Here is an 18,688-nt window from a genome sequence, read left to right as displayed (position 1 = left end):
GGACCCCGTCTCCGTGCCGCGTCACCTCACCCGCTGGTTCGACGACGAGCGCCCTCTTCCCGCTACCCCGCCCGCCCCCGTCCCACGGTGCTCCGGCAACACCCGGCCCGGCCCACTCCGCCAGGCGACAGACCCACTCCCATCGAACGGAGCCACCGTGTCCAAGACCATGGCACTCGACGCTGTCACCACCCCCGACGAACTCCGCGCCCTGCGCGGCGACATCTCCGAGCGTCTCGCCGTCGCCCTCAACGAAGAACACGGCGACGCTATCGTTCCCGGCCGCCGCGTCCGACTGGTCCGCATCACCCCCGTCTGCATGGTGAACCTCACCGGCATCGTCCAGGCCGGGGCAACCGGCAAGAAGAAGAAGGACCGCTACGACGTGCTGCTCGACGAGAGCTCCACTGAAGCCCTCCGCAACGACCCCCGCGTCGACAACACCCGCCGGGCCACGCGCCCCGAGCCCGGCGTGCTACGCCAACTGCTCCCCTTCGTCCCGATCGAATGCATGATCCTCGCCGACCGTGACAGCTGACCGGCTCCACCTCCCACGGCCCCGCGTCGGACACCCACCGGCGCGGGGTCGCCCGCCGCTTCCGCGACCGCAGACAGGAAGGAAACCCGTGACCGCGACCGGCACCGGGATCGTGCTCCGCTTCCCCGCCGCCGACGTCCTCACCGCCGCCGAAGACGCCACCAACGCCACCGCGTACCGCACGTTCTTCGACGACCCCCCGCCCGGCCCCTACCTCGTCCTGACCGCCCAGTACGGCATCTACCTGATGAGCAACGCCCTCAAGCCGCAAGGCACCACCGCCGTACGCGCCTTCGCCGAAGGCCGGAACGAGGACACCGACCCCACCGGGTACCTCCCCTTCTGCAGCGTCATCGACTTCCTCCCGCTCAACGCCCCCACCGAAGACGGCAACACCCTGTTCGAAGCCCTCCGCGCCGAGGCCGCCGACAGCAAACACCTCGTGCTCGCCTTCGACCGCGACTTCACGCGCTACACCGCCTCCATCGGATAGCGCTCACCCCTCACGCGGCCCCGCACCCGGACACCCACCGGATGCGGGGCCGCGCCGTGTTGCCGCCCTAACACCACCCCGCGCCACGCTCCCCACACACCCCGACCACCAGGAGAAAAGGGAGCCTCACCGCCGATGCCTGACCCCAGTAACTTCGTGGACATCCAGCAGGCCGCCGACGGTCGCGTCACCGACGTCACCGTCCACGCCAGCCCACCCGACCCGGACAGCCTCATCACCTCGGCCGTCCACCGCACCGTCTGGCACCACTACCCCCTGATCGGGCCAGCCGCCCGCGAAGTCTTCAACCTCGTGTGCTCCGACGAATACCGCGACGACAACCCCTCCCAGTGGAAGCAGGCAGATGCGGCCCGTACCGCCTTCCACGCCGAGCCCGCTGCCGAACGCGCCTTCCTGCGCACCGTCGAAGCCCACCTGATCCTCGCGGGCCACACAGGCGCCCACACCGCCCCGGTGACCGTCGAAACCCACGGGATCGTCCTCACCCAGGACGACCGGACCTGGTTCTTCTGCCGGTACGGCGACGACTGGCAGACCGCCATCCACGACGGCCACTCCACCGACGGGTGGAGCGTCATCAACGAGCACCTCGCCCCACCCACGGCCAGCGCCGAAGAAGTCGCCGACGCCATCCGCGCCACCCTCGCCGACAACTGACCACCTCCCGGACCCCCGCGGCTCCGCACCCGGACACCCCCCGAGTGCGGGGCCCTGTCATGCCCGCGATCCCGCCTCCGGCACCCCCGACCCGCACCCGCGTCCCGCCCCCCGGCACACACCCCCCACACCCCGCGCCCCAGCCGCCTCGGCACGTCTACCGTCGGCTTGCCAGCCCGTCGCCACCAGCACCAGAAGGGGGGACCGCCCGTGCAACACGAGACGACGATCAACGAGCTGCCGAAGATGCAGGGCCTGTTCACCGCCGTCGACCACATCACGGTCCTGGAGACCGACCCGAACACCGGCCGCAGCGAGGAGGTCACGCTCCCCCCGTCCCTGATCCGCCGCAAGGAACGCCGCGACGGCACCACCGAGTGGATCCTCACACCGCCCGGCATCGCCGAACGGGTCCACGTCGCCGACGGCGCCACCGTCACCGTCTACATGAAGGACGTCGACACCGGCCGGTTCACCGTACACATCCCCCAGCCCCAGGCCGCCGCCCCCGCGCCCTGGCCACACCAGCAGCCCCAGCCCGTCGCCCCCGCCCCGCAGCCGGCCGCCCCGCAGCCGGCCGCCCCGCAACGCCGCGCCGCACCCTGGTCCCAGCAGCAGTCCCACGGCTGAACCCCCGCGAGAACGACAACGGGCCCCGGCCGCCGCCCCCAGTGCGGCAGCCGGGGCCCTTTCTCACACCCACCCCCGGGACGGACAAGCGCTCAGCCGGCAGCCCCAGGCCCACCCGACGCCGCCACCGGCACCCGCTCCCGCCCGGCCTCCGACGCCACCGACCCGGCCTCCCGCACCGCCGCCCGCCGCTCCCGCGCCCCGCCCTCCGGCTCGTCCCCTTCGCCGGGCCCGCCGTCGGCATCCTCACGGCCCAGCCGCCGCAACTCCTTGATCCGATCCACCCCCACCCCCAACCGGCGCGCACACCCCGCCACCGTCTCGCCCTTCTCACCCATCGCCAGCACCACCCGGGCCCCCACCAGCCGCGCCTGGCGAATCCGCTCCGCTCCCCGCTCCCGCACCCGGCGGACCTCCGCCTCCACCTCCGCCGCGACCGCATCCTCGTCCTGCCGCGCCAACTCGAAGTCAGCGGCCAGATCGTCGAACTCCGCCTCCCGCCGCAGCCGCTCGGCCTCCGCCGCTTTCGCCTCCCGCCGCTGATCGGCCACCCGCGACGCGGCCACCTCCAGCGCCTTGCGGCGCCGCTCCAACAGAGTGCCGCGCTTGCTTTGTCCCACCGCAGACCACCTCCCGGCCCTTAAGGCCCGCCCGGCGCGGACCCACTTCGCCGGAAGTCTCGACCGCCCCGACCGGCCGCGCGTGCCCGCGCGCCTGGCCGTCCCGCGCGGTAGCACGCCTGCCTGCACGCCTGGTCCCGCTCACGGGACGAGCACCCCAGGGCCCCGAGGGCTGGTGAAGGTGTGCTGCTGGTGGGCGACGGGAGGGTGTGGGGTGGTGGTCCGGGTCGCTGGGTGGGGGCGGGGGTGGTCCCCGGTCGGCCGGCGATCTTGGCCACACACCTCTAGCACTTTTGCCGCCGCCGCCGCGCTGTCGTGGGATTTCCCGTGGGGCGGAACGCGCGCGGAGATCGTTTCCGGCGTCGTGGGACGGGCGGCACGGTGTCCGGACGGCCGGGGGTGCGGCGGGTTCGACTGGCTGGTGTGGGGATGACGGCGAAGCCGATCACGGCCAAGGGCTACCGGTATTACCGGCAGAGCATCGCGGCCGGTGACGGCGTGGCGGGCGGCGAGGCGGCGGTGTCCTCGAGCGTGCCGGGGGTGCCGCCGGGGGTGTGGCACGGGCAGGCGGCGAGCGCGCTGGGGCTTGCGGGCGTGGTGAGCGAGCAGCAGATGGCCGCCCTGTTCGGGCTGGGCATGCACCCGGACGCGAAGGCGATCGCCGCTTCTGCGCTGGCCGAGGGCGCCTCGCTCAAGCAGGCCATGACGCGGGCCAAGCTGGGGCCGGCGGTGCCGCAGCTGTCCGAACTCTCCCCGCTGGATGGGGAGATCGAGGCGGTGCTCGAGGAGGCCGCCGAGCGGCTGTGCCGTCCGCTGACGAAGGCGGAGGTGCGCCAGCTGCGGCACCGGAGGGCGGCGGCGGCGTTCGAGGCCGAGTACCACCGGGCGCCGGCCGATGGCGCCGAGCTCGGCCGGTTCCTGGCCGCGCGGACCGGTCCGCAGCGGCAGGCGCGCACCGGCTATGACCTGACGTTCGCGTCCGAGGAGCTGTCGCTGCTGTTCGCTCTGGGCGGGGAGCGGGTGCGGGGCATCGTGCTTCAGGTCCTCGCGCAGGCGAGGTCGGAGACCATCGGCTGGCTGGAGCAGAACGCGCTCGCGGTGCGCACCGGCCCGGGCGGCGTCGCCCAACTACCGGCCGAGCCGGGCCTGCTGGCGACGGTCTACCTGCACTACGAATCCCGCGCCGGTGACCCGATGCTGCACGAGCATGTGGTCGTCAGCCCCCGGGTCAAGGGTCCGGACGGGCGCTGGCGCAACCTGGACACCCGGCTGCTGATGCGGGAGATCGTCGCGGCCAGCGAGCTGTTCAACCAGCGTGCTCTGGAGCTCGTGTGCAACCGGCTGGGTCTGGCCACCGAAGAGGTGGAGGTCACTGCCGGGCAGCGGCCGGTCATGCGCATCGTGGGCATCGACGGCCGGCTGCGGCGCGAGTTCGCGCAGCGGGCCGACCAGGTGCGGACCCTGGCGCAGGGCCTGTTCGACGACTACCGGCGCCGCCACGGGCGGCAGCCGGACCTGGCCGCGCGGACCCGGCTGCAGGGCCGGGCCACCCTGATGACCCGGCCGGGCAAGCGCACCGCGCGCTCCCTGGACGAGTTGCTGGCCACCTGGCGGCGCCGGGCGATCGCCGCCACCGACCAGGCAGCCGTCGACCAGCTGCTGGCCACCGCGCAGGCGGCGGCCGCCACCCGGACCCAGGAAGTGGCAACCATTGACGTGGCCGGCGCGGCCGAGAGCGTGCTGGCTTCCGTCGCCGAGCGCCGCACCGTCTTCCGCCGACGCCACGTGGTGGCCGAAGCGCGCCGCTACCTGATGCGCACCCTGGCCGGTGCCACCGCACCCTCCGGACTCGCCGAGCAGATCACCGACCAGGTCCTCGCGCACGCCGACTGCCTGGACATCACCCCGCCTGAGATCAACCCGCCGCACCCGGACCTGCAGCGGCCGGACGGCACGAGCATCTACCGGCCCATCGGCTCCCAGACCTACACCACGCACCGGCTGCTGGCGGCGGAGAACCGGCTGCTGGCCGCAGCCCGCACCCCCGTGATCCCGCCGGTGGGGCGCGGCACGTTCCACCGGGTCGCCGCCTTGCACCGGGGCCCGATGGACGCCGGGCAGCGCGCCCTGGCCGCCTCGTTCGCGCTGTCGGACCGGCTGCTGCTGGCCGGGCTCGGGCCTGCAGGAGCCGGAAAGACGACCGCGATGCGGCTGGTCGCCCGCGCGGTGGATGCCGCGGGCGGGCGCCTGATCCCGCTCGCGCCGTCCTCGCGCGCGGCGAAAGTCCTCGGCGACGACCTCGAACTGCGCTCCCACACCCTGCACTCCTGGCTGCACCAGCGCGGCCGCGCCGTGACGGACGGAGGTGAGGTCGCCAAGGACTTCAGGCTGCGCCCGGGCGATGTCGTCGTGGTCGACGAGGCGGGCATGGCCGGCACCCTCCTGCTCGATCAGGTCCTCGCCGACGCGAGCGCGGCCGGGGCGGTGGTGCGTCTGCTCGGCGACCCGCACCAGCTCGCCGCGGTGGAGGCGGGGGGAGCGCTGCGTCTGATCGCCCGCGCCGGCGACGCCGTCGAGCTCGGCCGGCTGCACCGCTTCCGCACCGAGGGGGAGGCCTCCGCCTCCCTCGTGCTGCGCGACACCGACGACGTGCGGGCGGCCTTCACCTGGTACCGGGAGCGGGGGAGGATCGTCGCCGGAGACTACGAGGCGATGTGCGATGCGGTGTTCGCGGCGTGGGCCAAGGACATCGGTGCGGGCCGCACCTCGCTGATGACGGCCGCCGACACCGCCACCGTCACCGCGCTCAACCGGCGGGCGCAGGCCTGGCACATCGCCGCCGGCGACGTCGACACCACCCGCACTGCTGTGCTGCGCGCCGGGCAGCACGCGCACCTCGGCGACGTCCTGGTCACCCGCCTGAACCGGCGCCGGATGACCCTGCGCGGCGGCCGCGACTTCGTCAAGAACGGCGACACCTGGACCGTGGACAAGATCCTGGAGAGCGGCGACGTCGTCGTGCGGCACACCGGGCACCGGGGCCGGATCAGGCTGCCCGCCGCGTACGTGGCGAGCCAGTGCGAGCTTGGCTACGCCTCCACGATCCACCGCGCGCAGGGCATGACGGTGGACACCTCGCACGCCCTTGCCTCGGTCCGCTCCGGCCGCGAAGGCGTGTACGTGCAGATGACCCGCGGCGCCCGCACCAACCGCCTGTACGTGGCCATCGAGGACGGCGACGTCCTCGACAACGTGCTGGCCTCCATCGCCGCCCGCCGGCAGGCCCAGCTGTCCGCGACCGAGTCGATCGCCGCCCTGTACCGCGAGGTCGGCGCGCCGGGGCAGCTGTCCGCCGAGTACGCCGACGTCACGATGCGCGCCACCACCGCTCGGCTGACCGGTCTGCTCGAGCACGCCCTCGGGTTGAACACCGCGGCGATGCTCATGGCGGCCGACGCCTACCCCGCACTGGTCCGCGCCCTGGCCGACGCCGAACGCCAAGGGTTCGACCTGCCCCGGCTGCTGGAGTCGACCGCCCGCCGCCGTACTTTCGCCGACGCCGACGATCCGGCGGCGGTGCTGACCTGGCGGCTGCGGGAACGCCTGTCGGACGCCGCCGCAGCCCAAAAGACGGCCCGCGACAGCGCGCTGGCGCCGCTGTCCCTGGCCCAGCTGCACACCCTGCAGCGGCTAGCCGCCTCCCACCGGGCCACGGCCGTGGACGAACTCAAAGCCGCCGACGCCGCCTTCACCCACCTGCCCGCACCCGTCACGACCCGGACCGGAGAAACCCATCCCGCCTGGCCCGAGCGGGAACTGGGGCCGCTGACCCGCAGCGAACTCGCCGCCCAGCTCGCCACCGCCCGCACCCAACTCCGCCACGCGCAGGCCACCGGCACGCCCCCCACAGCCGCCGCCCGGGCCATGCTCGCCGCCCTGACCCGCGAATCCGTGCTGCGCAAAGGCCTGTCCTGGCGCGACCGCGCCCGCGAGGACTACCAGCGCGAACACGCACCATCCAGCCCGCCGACCCGCACCCGGCCACTGACCGCCACCCGGCACACCATCGGTGAACGCCGCGCCCGCGCCGCCCAGCGGCACACCGACGCCAAGGCCCGCCTCACCCGCGCCCAAGCCGTCCAGGACAAGATCGCCGCCGAACTCCGGCTACGGGAACGCCTGCCCGACACGCTGCCCTACCGGCCCGACCACCGCGGCGAGATCCCCGACTGGGTCGCCGACCGGCACGCCCTTGTCCACCCGGACACCCCCGCGCACTGGCGCGACCATCTCGCCGAACGCCACCGCATCCTGGCCCGCTCCCTGACCGAGCGCGGCCACGTGCTGGCCGCCACCCCGCCGGCCTGGGCCCGCCCGCTCGGGCCGCCACCGCCCACCAGCGCACCCCGCCGCCGCGCCGCCTGGGCCACCACCTGCGCACTGGTCGAGCTGTGGCGCACCCGCCACGGCATCACATCCGTGCCCGGCCTGGGCCCGCGCCCCACCGACCTAGAAGACGCCGCGGCATGGGACGACCTCGACGCGCGAGTGCGGGCGCTGACCGGACACCGCCGCCCCGTCCTGCACCAGCCGCCACCCGACGCGACGTCCGTCCAGGTCCTGCAGGCCGCCCTCAGCCACCTCGAGAGCCCGCCCCCGTCCGGGCCGCTGCCCGCCCATCCGGCCCTGCGAGACCCGCTTGCCGTCGCCCCGCTCAGCTACGCCGCCCTGGACGCACGCCTGGCCCGCCGGGCCCTGACCGCCGTCCTCGCGGGCGAGCGGGCACCGCAGTCCTGGATCGATGAGATCACCCCGCCCGGCGAGGACGACGAGAGCGAACAGCACACCTGGCAGCGGCTCATCACCGCGCTGAGCGACTACCGCCGACGCCACCACCGCGCCGGACCCGACATCCTCGGGCCGCGCCCCAGAGGCCTTAACGGTGAGGAATGGGACCACCTCACCGACGCGATCGACCTGTACACCCGGGCCCGGATCGAACGCCGCCTGGAGCAGATGCGCGAGCGCACGGCCGCCGCCCGGGCCGCTCTCCTGCCGCCCGGCGCACCCCTGCGGGAACGTCCCGGGACGGACACCGCCCGGCCGGGCCACCGCCCCCCGACCCGCTGAGAAGCCACCGGTTGCCCGGCGGGGGCGTGTGCGCACCTATTTCGCTGGCCTGGCGGCTCGACGCGCTGCTACATCCCTGGCATGGGATATGGACCGATGCCTTCACCGCGCCTGCCGAGCCGAGCCTGCTGCCGAGGGACGTCTTCGGCCGCCTGGTGGTCGATCTGGCGCGCGAGCGTGTGGTCCGCACGCCCTGGGCGCTGCTCGCGGGCGAGTTGTGCGTCAACGCGAGCCTGAACTGGGGCAGTGTCAGCGGGCAGGCCCGCTGGGTCGGGTCCGTCCCAGCGGGCAGGCCCGCTGGGACGGACCCGAGGTCGGCACCGTCCTGCACTCGGAGGAGGTGCCCGAAGGCCTGCGCAATGAGGACCCGCCGCCCTGGGGTGACTCGCTTGAGCGGGCCCGGCTGCTGGCCCGCGGTGACGCCGTCCTCGACGTGCTCCCGGCCCTGAGGCTGGCCCCGTACGGGACCGAGGACGTCGCCGTGGTGTTCAGCCACCTCGACTTCACCAACCGGGGGATCGTCGACTACTTCCACTTCGAGGACCTGCGTACGATGCTGGTCGCCTTCGCTCTGGCCCGCCCACAGCAACGCCCGCTGTCCACGAACGACGGCTGGGCGCCGGGCGGACCGGTGCACCCTGTGCGAACGTGTCTTGTGCACACCTTCAAACACGCCATGGAGGACGGCCCGCTTGCGCCGCTGGCCCGTGTTGCGGGCCGCTATCTCGGCCCGGATCTGGTGCACGGCCAGACCTGGGGCTGAGGCGCCCCGGGCATCAGCCGCCACCGGGAGTGCGGCCATCGCCGGGTGGCGGAAGACGGGCGCGCATCGGATGCGGCAGGTGGGTAGCCCATAGTGGACCGGCGTTCCCTCGAGCATGGAGGTACGGAATCAGTGACGACCGCTTACAGCGAGCCTTCCACCCAGCGCACCCCGGGACGGGCGTGGACGGTCCGGCTCACCGGCCACGGTGACCGCTCGGTCAGCGTCTCGTGCAGCACCGCCGGGTGCCGGATGCCGCCCCGTTCCAAGGACGTTGCGGCGCTGCGCGCGTTCGCTGCCCAGCACGCGGCCGTCCACGCCAAGGTCGCCACGGTGCGCCCCGACGCGGCCTGCCACTGCCGTGCCGACGGCTGCGCCGCCCACGAGCAGGCGAGAGTGCACTGCACCGGCGCGGTGGTACTGATCTTGCGGCACGACCCCGTCATCGGCCGGGTGTGGAGCGTGGAAGAGGTCTGCGAGACGTGCGCGGCGCTCATCCCGAACGCCGCCGTCCGGGCCCGCGCCGTACGCCCCGCACGCCCCAGGCCTGCCGCGCCGCCCGCCGGGAAGGCGCCCGCACCCGCCGGTGCCGGTGTTCCGGGTGGGTTCTCCTCGCCCGGTGCGGCCGCCGGCAGTGACGGTGAGAGCGTGCCGAGCGCACGGCGCAGGCCGCGCCGCTCACGTCGCGGACAGGGACGCTGACGCCGCGTCACAGCCCGGCCGGCGCGTCGGTGTCGGCCGTGCCGTGAACCGGGGCGGGTTACGCCTCGTCCCGCCAGGCGGGATGAAGCCGCCGCTCGATTGCCCCGCGTTCTCGTCTGGTGGGAGCACGTGGGGGTCCGTCGGTGGGCGGCAGCGATCGAGGGCAAGCTTCGGCCAGCCGCCGTCTTCGCCGAGCAGAAGGTCACCTCCATGAGTGAGCAGACGATCCCCCCGTCCGTCGATCTGCGCGCCTTGCTGGCCGAGGTGGGAGCGGATGCGTACGTCCTGGCCTACGCGGATCCCTTCAACGATCCGGTCTCCTGGGACGGGCCACCACCCGTCGCGGGGATGACGGGCGCAACACGATCGGCGGCCGCCGCGGACCGCGTGGCCGTGCAGGAGGTGTGCCGGGGGCAGGCCGAGACGCTGCGCCGCTGGCTGCAGCTGGAGGACGCAGAGCGGCAGGTGGCCATCATCGCCGCCGACGGGGACGAGCTGCGCGAGTACACGCCCGGCGAGCTCGCCGCGAGCCTGGTCGAGGATCCGGGGACCGATGCGCACGTCACCGGCTGGCTCACCAGCTGGCTGTTGCGGCGCAATGCCCGCGCACCCCAGGGGGTGGAGCTCGGCTGGGTCGCCGCGTCGGCCGCCTGGACCTGGCACATGCGTGCCCTTGCCGACTATCCGCCGCGCTCGGTGCTCTCCGCGGCCCTGGCCGACGCCGGTGTCCTCGACGATGCCACCACGGAGCTCGTCGAGGACACCGGGATGCAGCTGGCCGCCGTCCTGGACCGGATGGAGCGGCCCTACCGGCCCCGCACGGAGCTCGTGGAGGACTGGCAGACGTTGGAGGGCCTGTCCGCGGACGTGCCGGCGCTCACCACGTGCGCCAACTGGATGCTCGACCAGATCGCCCTGCGCGACGCCAGCGCCCAGCAGCTGCGCGCCGTCCTCGAGCCCGATATCACCGATCACCTGCAAGACCTCCGCCACGGCGCGGACCACCCCCAGGAGCCCGCACCAGCGCTCGACACACAGCGCACCCGCCTTATGGAGCAGGCCCGCCAGACCGTCCGCGCCTACACCGCCGCCTTCCACGCGGGACGGGAAGGGGAAGCAGTCCAGATCCTTGGCGGCTTCCCCCTGCCACGGCGCATGCTGGACGTCACCGAGGATGCACGCGCCTGGCGGCAGCGTTCGGCCGGCGCACGCAACGCCGTTGACGCCCTCGATGCGCGACGGCAAGTACGCGTGGGCGGGGACCCCGGCGAAATCTGGGCCGATCCGGCACGGCTGCACGCCGAGTACGCCTACCTGGACGAGCGGGAGGCCCACCTGCACGAGGTGCACGACGCGCTGGGCCGCGTGGCCGCCGCGGTGACCGTGCCACCGGAGGTTCCCGAGAGCCTGCACGAGGTCGTCGCCGGCCTGCCCGAGCGGCGCGTCGCCAACGCCTTCGGCTCCCTGACGCGGGCGCGCGAGGTCCTGGACGGCCAGATCGCCTACCTGCAGCAGCAGCCGGTCCCCGCGCACCGGCACCAGGAGACCGCCGCCGAGCTTGCCCTCCTTCAGAGCGTGCGCAGCGCCCTGCCGGAGGCGCCGGCGCAGGAGGTGTACGACGGGGAAGCGATCCAGCAGCGCGTCAACCAGTACAGGGCCGCGCAATCGGCGCGTTCGGCTGAGGCTTTGCTGCCGCCGGGGCCGTCACCGGAACGGGTTGGCCGCACGCCTTACGCGCCGGTCCAGACGCTGATGCCGCAGCCGGGCACGGGCGGGGTGCGGCCGTAGGGAGCGGTGAAGGGCCTCCTGCTGAGAACCTCCGGCCTGCACCGCGCTATTTGACTTCCTTCAGGCAAAGCACTGCGTCGAAACCACCGCCGTACTGGACGTAGGTGGTAGTCGCCTCCGTGACGGCGTCGCACTTGCTGTCGTCGCGGGTGCCGCTGACCTTCTGGACGACCTTGTACTGGGCCTCGCTGGAGGAGCAACGGACTTCTTCGACAGCGGCGTCGGAAGCCGTGCCGCTGGCGTGCAGACAGTCGCCTGCGGCGATCACGCCGTCGGCCACCTCGGCGTCCTGGCTCGGTTGCACTCCGGCGTCTGAAGCGGAGCTGCTTTGCTGCGGGCTGCTTTGGTCGGAGCTGTCTTGAGTGGCCCAGTACACGCCCCCACTCGTACCGGCGAGCAGCAGCAGGGCACGATTGACAGCTCCCGCCGGGCGGGCCGGGCCCACCGCATGATGCCCGAGTAGATGCCGGCGCCGGGCACAGGACGGCACTGACCGCACAACTGGTGGCGGCCCCTGCGGTCGAGCCAGGAGGCCACCGACGCGCCACTGCGAAACGACACAACACCCCAACTGACATTGGACGTTGGGGTCCAACGGCACGAGGTTGTGGGTTCGTCGCCCTGAGTGGGGAGGCGCGGGTCCGTCAGGCGGGCCGGACCATCCGGTGGGGACGGGTTTCTCCCGTCCTGAAGACCGTGGTGGCAGCTTGTGTCCCACCCCAGGGGATTAGCCGATTATGCCCTACTTCGCCTCTGGTGATGGGGAGTTGGTTTTGCTGAGATCTGCTCTGTCCGGCCGACATGTCTCGACTCTTCAGGAGTTCTCGATGACCCAGTTCGCTTCCGTCCGCTCCGTGCGCCAGTCCGTGCGCTGCGTGCGGTAACAGCAGCGGCTCTCCAGTGCCCGCCCGGGCACGGCGTATCCGCCCGGGCGGGCACTGCCGTTTTTACGGCTGGACCGTGGGGCGGAGTCCGGGTGCGGATTTCCTCCCGCCGGGAGGGAAGGCCGTGCGGGTGGCCTGCCGTGGGGGGTGGGTGAGCTGCAGCGTGGAAGGCACCGCATGCCCGGGCGGCGTACCGCCGTCGAGGAGGGGGAGATCGCGCGTGGACACCGACCGCCTGTACATCCTGTCCAGCACCTACACCGACTACCGGCTGGCCGGTGAGCCGGGACCCTTGCTGCTGATCAGTGATCCGGTCCTGGCGATGCGCTGGTACCTCGCCCATGAACGGGAGGAGGGCCTGGCGGTGGCCGGGCAGGTCAGCGACGACGGCGGCGTCACGTGGCGGCCGCTGCCCGTCGGTGAGCTGTTCGCGGATGCCGAGCGTGCAGTGCCGGCCGCCGTGCACGCGGATCTGCTGCAGGACGCGCTGGCCGGTGAGGCGGCCGACTGGCTGGATACGCGGATCCGGTTCGTGCCGTCCGACGATCCCGCCCAGTGGCGGCCTGCTGCCCCGGACCTGGACGCCTGGCGGCGCGGCGGCCAGATCTGGGCGCTTGCGATGAGCGCCGTCCCCGATGAGGCGCTGCTCGCCCATCTGCGCGCCCAGTACGCCGTCCCCGGCAACGCCTCGGCCGGCACAGCCGACGAGGAGCCCGCCGAGGGCCGGCAGGCGGAGGAGGCCAGCGAAGCTCCGGAGGCGCAACGGCCCGACCTGCAGGAGGGATGCGAGGCGGCACGCGAGGCCGCCCGCCAGATGCTCGGCGCCCTCGTGCTGGCCGAGGAGCCCGGGACTGCCTCAGTGCCGGAGTTGTTCGCAGCGTTCCGGCTCGTAGAGGAGCTCTCCTTCGCCTCCGCGATCGGCCAGCTCCGTGACCGCGTCGAGCAGACCCAGGACCAACTGCTTGACGAACTGTCCTTCCGCGTACCGGAGACCGCCGAGCTCGTGGCGGTGTATCCCGCCCCGGAGCATCCGGTGCGCCGGGCCGCCCGCACGGTGGTGCAGCGGCTTGCCCATGACGCCGACACTCCGGGCCCCGGGCAGGAGCTGCTGACCCGTGCCCGCACGCTCCTCGCCGATGCGGTCGCCGCCCCGGATGCCGCCGTGGCCGGGTACGAGGAGACCGCCGAACCGGAGCCGCCGTCACTGCCGGGCTTTCCCCGGCAGGTCACGGATGGTCAGGCCGCTGCCGCGTGGCGCGCGATGTCCCCGCTCGCGCGGCGGGAGGCTGAGATGGTCACGGCCGATCTGGTGCGCGCGGAGAGCTGGCTTCTCCAGGCCGCTGCCGACGCCGCCAGCTGGGTCGCGGGCCGTCCGCGCGATGCAGAGCGGGCCAAGGCGTTCGACCAGCTCGCCCCCGCCCAGCAGCGGTGGGAGGCCCGGCACGTGCGGAACGCGGAAGCGGACGCCCGGGACAACGTCCGGTACTTCCAGCAGTGGCTGGAGGAGCTGACCGCCCGGCACGCGGTGTTGATGCACGGATCGATCCTGGCCGACGTCGAGGCGGCCGCCGTCACAGCCAAGCAGCAGGCCGTCATCGCCTTCTCCGAGCCCACCGAGGTGCCCGCGCCCCGCACCGTGGGCGAGAGGGTGGCGCTGGATGAGGCGTTCATGGCGCGGGTGGATGCGGCGGAGGAGGGCATCGACCAGGTGCTGGGCATCCAGCGGCAGTTGACCCGCGACGCGCGGCAACGCCTCTACCCCCAGACCGCCGGGCGCTGGAGCATGCGCGACCTGCGCAGCCTCCTGGTCGACCGGGGGCCGGTCGGCCAACGGGGCTACCAGGAGGCCTACGAGGCGGCCGCCAAGGCGGCCCGCACCGTGACGACACTGGAGGAGAAGCTGACGAACGGGTACGTCGACTTCGGCTCCCCGGCAGTGACCGTGCAGCAGGTCGACGAGGCCCGCGCCTGGCACGAGCACGCTGAGCAGCGTTTCCAGGACGTCAGCGCCAGCCGCCCGGTCACCCTGCGCGCGCTCAAGGCCCTGGATTCGGTCGCCGGTCTACGCCCGACCCGGGGCGGCGGCGTCCTCGGCTATGCCGCCCAGATTGCGGCCGACTCCCGCAACCGCACAGCGCAGCCCGTGAAGACGCCAGAGCGCGGTGCAGACCATGCCACCGCCCAGCAGCGGCAGCAGGCACACCATCTCCAGCTGCACCAGCCGGGCTCCGGGATCCGGCCCGCCTGAACGGGCCCACCTCGCCCGGCGCACCGCCTGTCAGGCGGGCGCCGCTGCCTTCTCGGCTTCCTCGGCGGCAACGCCGTCGCCCGCCCCCTCAACCGTGGCGGCCGGAGGCTTGGCCAGCGTGTACATCACCGAACCCTGCTGGTTGGCCCGCTCGACGCGGCCCTTTGCGACGCCGGCCTCGAGGGCGTTGCGCACCAACTGAGGGGAGGGGGACCGGTCGGGGTGGGCCGCGATCAGCTCCTCGCGGACCTCGCTGACCATGCGGGGTTCACCGGTGTGGTTGCGCAGGATGCCTTCGACGAGCTCGCGCAGCGAGGGCTCGGCGGTCTTACGCGCGGCCGCCTTGCCGGCCGGGGCCTTCTTGGCCGCGGTCTTCTTCGCGGCGGCCTTCTTCGCCGTGCCGCTGGGCTGCGCCTGCTTTCCCGGCGCGTGGCCGGTCTCTTCCTGGCGTGGTTGCGGGACAGGGGCTTGCTCGGGTTCGGCCGCATCGGGCGTGCCGGCTGCCTGGTGGGGTGTGGGCAGCGAGCTCTGTATGCGGACGAGCCACTCCTCGTCCCTCTTGAGTTGCTCCAGCTCCTCCTGCGCGTCCGCGATGCGCTGGAGGACGGTTTCTTGCGCGCCGCGGTTTTTCTCAAGGTCAGCGGCAAACTGCTGTGCGTAGAGGGTTTCGATGCGCGGGCTGTCTGGGTTTGCGGCCACGGCAGTGACACTCCTTCGTCCCGGGTGAGTTGCTGCCGGATGCTACCTGGTGGCAGACCTGGGAGGGGTGCGCTCGGCCAGGGCGCACCCGCTCGAGGGCCTCACGCGCGCAGGTCGGGGCCATGCGGAAGGAGTTGGTGAGAGGTATCGGTTCGGACGTTTGCCGGCGGTGCCGGTTGCGGGCGCCCGACGTGTGGGTCACATCGTGTGGAGGCCTTCGCTCTCCCAGGCCCGCAGGGTGGTGTAGTCCCGCTCGATGTCCTGGTGGTGGTCGGCGGCGAGGTAGGCGTATCCGGGGGAGTTGAGCAGGTCGGACGTCGGTTCCAGGAGTGTGCCGGGGTCGGTGGCGTAGGCGACGTGCACGACGGTGGGCAGTGACGCGACCTTGGTGAGGGCGTCTGCGCTGGCCAGGCCGCGGACGGGGTTGATGAACTCCACGTTGCGCAGGGCCCCGACGTGCCGGTCGTGGGTGTCGTTGAAGCCGGGCAGGGATGCCGGATCGATGAGTGCGGCGGCGGCCAGCGACGTCTGGGATGTGCCGCAGTATTTCTCCACGATGCCGGGTGCGGTGGCGCCGCCCAGGCGGGCGCCGGTCTCGATGAGGACGGGCCCGTCGGCCGTGAGCATGACCTCGGTGTGGGCCGGTGTCTCGGTGATACCGAGCGCGTCCAGGACACTGACGGTGAAGGACCGCAGGATCTGTCCCACCGTGCTGGAGACGGACACCGGTTCCTCGAAATCGTAGATCGGCGTCGAGGCGGGGCCGCGCCGCTTGGTGTAGCGCCAGATCTCGGCGACCCGGTGCACGCCGCGGGCGGAGACCGTGTTGACGTAGTACTCGATGCCCTCAAGGCGCTGCTGCACCAGGACCGTGGTGTTCGGCTCGCCGAAAATGTTGCGACCGTCGAGGACGGCTGCGGCGGCCTTGGCCACCTCCTCGGGCGTGCTGCAGAACCGGACGTTATCGCTGCCCCCGCTGGCGCGGGGTTTGACGACCGCTTCCGGCAGTCCGGAGGTCGCGAACCACTCCGCAGCCTCCGTGGCGGAGCGGGCGGTGGTCGCGTACGGCGTCGCCAGGCCCGCTGCCCGCACCACCTTGGCCATCAGGGCCTTGTCCCGGCATGCGGCGGGCTGGGCAGGGGAGTTGGTGGGCAGGCCCAGCGCCAGGGACACGGACTCAGCCAGCATGACCCCGGACTCGGTGCCGGCGATGACGCGAGAGACCCGGGCGTTGTTCAGCCACGTGACCAGCGCCCCGGTGTCGGGGGCGTAGCCGAGGTCGCAGGTGTAGTCGCCGGGCCGGTACGACCGCAGCAGGTACGGGGTGAAGTCGCCGGCCGGGCGGCTTTGAACGTGCAGGCACTCGATACCTGCCGCGTGCAGGCGCTGGGCCAGGGTGGCTCCGGTGGAGTATCCGTCGACGACAGCGATCCTCATGATGTCCTTCCTCGCAGCAATGTCGGTGGCGCGGCCGGGGGCGCCCCCCGGGGACCGCGATCGGGTCTAAGGGCGGGGCCTGCTGGGCAGCGCCCTGGCCAACGGCACACAGGCCCAGGCCGCCAGCAGCGCGGTGCCCATCAGCAGGGCGGCCACCAGTAGGCGGCCACCGGCATTCAGGGCGAGCGCGATACCGAGCGGAGTGAGGGAGGCCAGGGCCGAGGCACTGCTGAGGGCCGCCTGGTAGCGGCCGATGGCACCGGCGGGCGCGGCCGTGGCGAGGAACGCTCCGAGAGCGACGCTGTAGCAGATCTCGCCCGGGACCATCAGCACCGCGGCGACGGCGTAGCCGACGCTGGTGTGCTGCAGCGCCGCGAGCCCCATGGAGGCCCCCAGGATCAGGCAGCCCACCGCCAGGATCGGTGCGAGCGGGTAGCGGATGCTCTCGTTGCGGCCGACCAGGACCCGGGTCAGCGGCGGGCTGAGGACCAGGACGGCCACGGTGTTCGCGATCATCGCCGTGCCGAGGGCGGTCGGAGGCAGACCGTCGGCGCTCATCACCAGCGGCAGCACACTGACCAGACCGTAGGCGCTGATCATCGCCCCGACGGCGGCGACCGCGATCCACCGCAGCGCCGGGTCGGACAGGACCTGCCGGTAGGCGAGCGACGCCGCAGCCGAGGGCACGCGGGCCGGGCGGGGGGACAGGACCCGGCGGGCGATCACCGCGGCCGCCACGCAGGCCACGCCGTTGGCGACGAAAAGAATCCGGTAGCCGTGCTCGTGCGCCAGATATCCGCCCACGCCGCCGGACAGGGACACCCCGACGTTCGCCATCCAGTACATCCAGCTCTGGACACGGGTACGGCCGGACTCGCTGGTGACCCGCTCGTTGATCTCGGCGGACACCGCCGGGCGCTGGACCTCCATCGTGCAGCCGAGAAAGAACGCGATCGCCACGATCGCGGGCAGCGCGCTGACCACGGCCAGAGCCACGCACGCCGCAGCCGATGCCACCAGCCACACAGGCAAGGTGTTGCGCTGGCCCATGCGGTCGGTCATCGCCCCGCAGACGGCCTGCCCGAGGCACCAGCCGACCCCGAACACCGTCAGCGCGGCGCCCGCCGCCGTGGTGCCGTGCGCCGCACCGACGTAGTAGCCGAGGTAGTCGAAGGCGAACCCCGAGGACTTCAGCAAGAGTGTGGTGCCCAGGAGCGTCGCGATGACGGTGCGGGACGACAGCGCCGGACGCACGGGACTGGCGAGTGCGACCTGCTGCGGGGCGGTGAATGTCATGTCAGAGGCCTGCCTGGTCAAGGAGTACGGGAGCGTCATCCGCCCCGCCCGCGGTACCGGAGTTACGCCGCCCGCGCCTGACACCGACCTGCGAACGGACACCCGGCCCCGTGACGGGGACTACTCGGCGACACGACCATCGCTGTCCCGTCGACGCGCCGGACCGGCTCCGCGCCCGGCTCCCACACCCTGAGGCGGCGATCCCGGCCGCCGATCCGCACCACGGGATCGGCCCCCGCCATCCCCACGGCGTGCACCGGGCCTGGTGAGATGGTCCCTCCTGCCCCCGGGACAGCAGACGGCTTCACCGACTCGGCAGGTGGGAGCGGCACGCCCGGGCACGGCCCGCACCCCAGGCGCCCTGAAGGATCAGTCGCGGCCGGCCCGATCCCTCCACACTCCGTCGAAAGGCTCCCCTCATGCGCCGTGTTGCGCTCCGTGGGCGGTGCTCACCCAGAGCGCCTACGCCCTCTTCAGCGGCGCTCCGCACGACGACTCGGGCACGACCGAGAACTTTGACTGGACCCGCGCCGACGCTGTCGCGGCTGTCGCCACCGCTGCGGGCCTGCTCGCCCGGCTGGAAGACCTGCCGTAACAGCACCGAGCCGGACACAGAGACGGGCCGCACGGGGAGATCCCGTGCGGGGCGCGGCGGGAGGGGCGGGGGGGGCCGGCGCGGGGCGGCGCCCCCCGCGCAGGCCCGGGGATGGGGAGAGGGGGGGGGTGGGGAAGGGTGGGTTTTTGGTGGTGTTGATAGAGGGGGTGGGGGGGGGGGTTAAAAA

General features: G+C 73.1%; 15 protein-coding genes. 10 read left to right on the top strand and 5 right to left on the bottom strand.

Features of this window, described 5'->3' with window-relative positions:
* The first annotated feature begins 157 nt into the window (after nucleotides 1-157).
* From ACWDA7_RS39000 to ACWDA7_RS38985, 4 genes are all read left to right on the top strand, one after another.
* Nucleotides 158-538 carry a hypothetical protein gene (locus ACWDA7_RS39000; protein WP_450611004.1) on the top strand — a complete coding sequence of 127 codons (381 nt, stop codon included), beginning with the start codon at nucleotides 158-160 and terminating at the stop codon, nucleotides 536-538.
* 88 nt (nucleotides 539-626) lie between these two features.
* Nucleotides 627-1,031, top strand: a complete 405-nt coding sequence (locus ACWDA7_RS38995) for a hypothetical protein (protein WP_450611002.1) — start codon at nucleotides 627-629, stop codon at nucleotides 1,029-1,031.
* Between the two features lie 135 nt (nucleotides 1,032-1,166).
* The gene (locus tag ACWDA7_RS38990) at nucleotides 1,167-1,709 is read left to right on the top strand and encodes a hypothetical protein (RefSeq protein ID WP_450611000.1); all 543 of its coding nucleotides are present in this window, start codon (nucleotides 1,167-1,169) and stop codon (nucleotides 1,707-1,709) included.
* Nucleotides 1,710-1,919: 210 nt separating this feature from the next.
* Nucleotides 1,920-2,339 carry a hypothetical protein gene (locus ACWDA7_RS38985; protein WP_450610998.1) on the top strand — a complete coding sequence of 140 codons (420 nt, stop codon included), beginning with the start codon at nucleotides 1,920-1,922 and terminating at the stop codon, nucleotides 2,337-2,339.
* Between the two features lie 92 nt (nucleotides 2,340-2,431).
* Here ACWDA7_RS38985 and ACWDA7_RS38980 read toward each other — a convergent pair whose 3' ends face one another.
* Nucleotides 2,432-2,959, bottom strand: a complete 528-nt coding sequence (locus ACWDA7_RS38980) for a hypothetical protein (RefSeq protein ID WP_450610996.1) — start codon at nucleotides 2,957-2,959, stop codon at nucleotides 2,432-2,434.
* Nucleotides 2,960-3,388: 429 nt separating this feature from the next.
* On the opposite strand from ACWDA7_RS38980, the gene mobF reads away from it, so the two are divergent.
* From mobF to ACWDA7_RS38960, 4 genes are all read left to right on the top strand, one after another.
* Complete coding sequence (gene mobF, locus ACWDA7_RS38975) at nucleotides 3,389-8,089, top strand: MobF family relaxase (protein WP_450610994.1); 4,701 nt, start codon at nucleotides 3,389-3,391, stop codon at nucleotides 8,087-8,089.
* A gap of 340 nt (nucleotides 8,090-8,429) precedes the next feature.
* Entirely contained in the window at nucleotides 8,430-8,852 is a 423-nt protein-coding gene (locus tag ACWDA7_RS38970; protein ID WP_450610992.1) for a hypothetical protein, read from the top strand.
* A 132-nt stretch (nucleotides 8,853-8,984) separates the two neighbouring features.
* Nucleotides 8,985-9,554, top strand: coding sequence for a hypothetical protein (locus ACWDA7_RS38965; protein ID WP_450610990.1), 570 nt, complete (start codon nucleotides 8,985-8,987; stop codon nucleotides 9,552-9,554).
* A gap of 210 nt (nucleotides 9,555-9,764) precedes the next feature.
* Nucleotides 9,765-11,342 carry a hypothetical protein gene (locus ACWDA7_RS38960; RefSeq protein WP_450610988.1) on the top strand — a complete coding sequence of 526 codons (1,578 nt, stop codon included), beginning with the start codon at nucleotides 9,765-9,767 and terminating at the stop codon, nucleotides 11,340-11,342.
* Nucleotides 11,343-11,388: 46 nt separating this feature from the next.
* Here ACWDA7_RS38960 and ACWDA7_RS38955 read toward each other — a convergent pair whose 3' ends face one another.
* A complete protein-coding gene (locus ACWDA7_RS38955; protein WP_450610986.1) occupies nucleotides 11,389-11,718 on the bottom strand; it encodes an LppU/SCO3897 family protein in 330 nt (109 codons plus the stop codon).
* A gap of 728 nt (nucleotides 11,719-12,446) precedes the next feature.
* Between ACWDA7_RS38955 and ACWDA7_RS38950 the strand changes: the two genes are divergently transcribed.
* A complete protein-coding gene (locus tag ACWDA7_RS38950) occupies nucleotides 12,447-14,474 on the top strand; it encodes a hypothetical protein (RefSeq protein ID WP_450610984.1) in 2,028 nt (675 codons plus the stop codon).
* A 30-nt stretch (nucleotides 14,475-14,504) separates the two neighbouring features.
* Here the strand turns inward: ACWDA7_RS38950 and ACWDA7_RS38945 are convergent, their stop codons facing one another.
* The 3 genes from ACWDA7_RS38945 to ACWDA7_RS38935 form a co-directional block, all read right to left on the bottom strand.
* Nucleotides 14,505-15,173 (bottom strand): hypothetical protein, encoded by a 669-nt coding sequence (locus ACWDA7_RS38945; RefSeq protein WP_450610983.1) that lies wholly within the window; start codon nucleotides 15,171-15,173, stop codon nucleotides 14,505-14,507.
* A gap of 198 nt (nucleotides 15,174-15,371) precedes the next feature.
* Complete coding sequence (locus ACWDA7_RS38940; RefSeq protein WP_450610981.1) at nucleotides 15,372-16,610, bottom strand: ATP-grasp domain-containing protein; 1,239 nt, start codon at nucleotides 16,608-16,610, stop codon at nucleotides 15,372-15,374.
* A gap of 66 nt (nucleotides 16,611-16,676) precedes the next feature.
* The gene (locus tag ACWDA7_RS38935; RefSeq protein ID WP_450610979.1) at nucleotides 16,677-17,906 is read right to left on the bottom strand and encodes an MFS transporter; all 1,230 of its coding nucleotides are present in this window, start codon (nucleotides 17,904-17,906) and stop codon (nucleotides 16,677-16,679) included.
* Between the two features lie 445 nt (nucleotides 17,907-18,351).
* Here ACWDA7_RS38935 and ACWDA7_RS38930 point away from each other — a divergent pair, with 445 nt between their 5' ends.
* Complete coding sequence (locus ACWDA7_RS38930) at nucleotides 18,352-18,501, top strand: hypothetical protein (protein ID WP_450610977.1); 150 nt, start codon at nucleotides 18,352-18,354, stop codon at nucleotides 18,499-18,501.
* The last annotated feature ends 187 nt before the right edge of the window (nucleotides 18,502-18,688 follow it).

Source organism: Streptomyces sp. NPDC001156, assembly GCF_053598275.1.
Note: the sequence above shows the minus strand (reverse complement) of the source record. Positions and strands in the feature narration are given on the sequence as shown.

Excerpts from the sequence above, each read along its gene's own strand:
- mobF (WP_450610994.1), top strand. The coding sequence starts at position 3,389 with ATGACGGCGAAGCCGATCACGGCCAAGGGCTACCGGTATTACCGGCAG.
- ACWDA7_RS38935 (WP_450610979.1), bottom strand. The coding sequence starts at position 17,906 with ATGACATTCACCGCCCCGCAGCAGGTCGCACTCGCCAGTCCCGTGCGT.
- ACWDA7_RS38990 (WP_450611000.1), top strand. The coding sequence starts at position 1,167 with ATGCCTGACCCCAGTAACTTCGTGGACATCCAGCAGGCCGCCGACGGT.
- ACWDA7_RS38960 (WP_450610988.1), top strand. The coding sequence starts at position 9,765 with ATGAGTGAGCAGACGATCCCCCCGTCCGTCGATCTGCGCGCCTTGCTG.
- ACWDA7_RS38940 (WP_450610981.1), bottom strand. The coding sequence starts at position 16,610 with ATGAGGATCGCTGTCGTCGACGGATACTCCACCGGAGCCACCCTGGCC.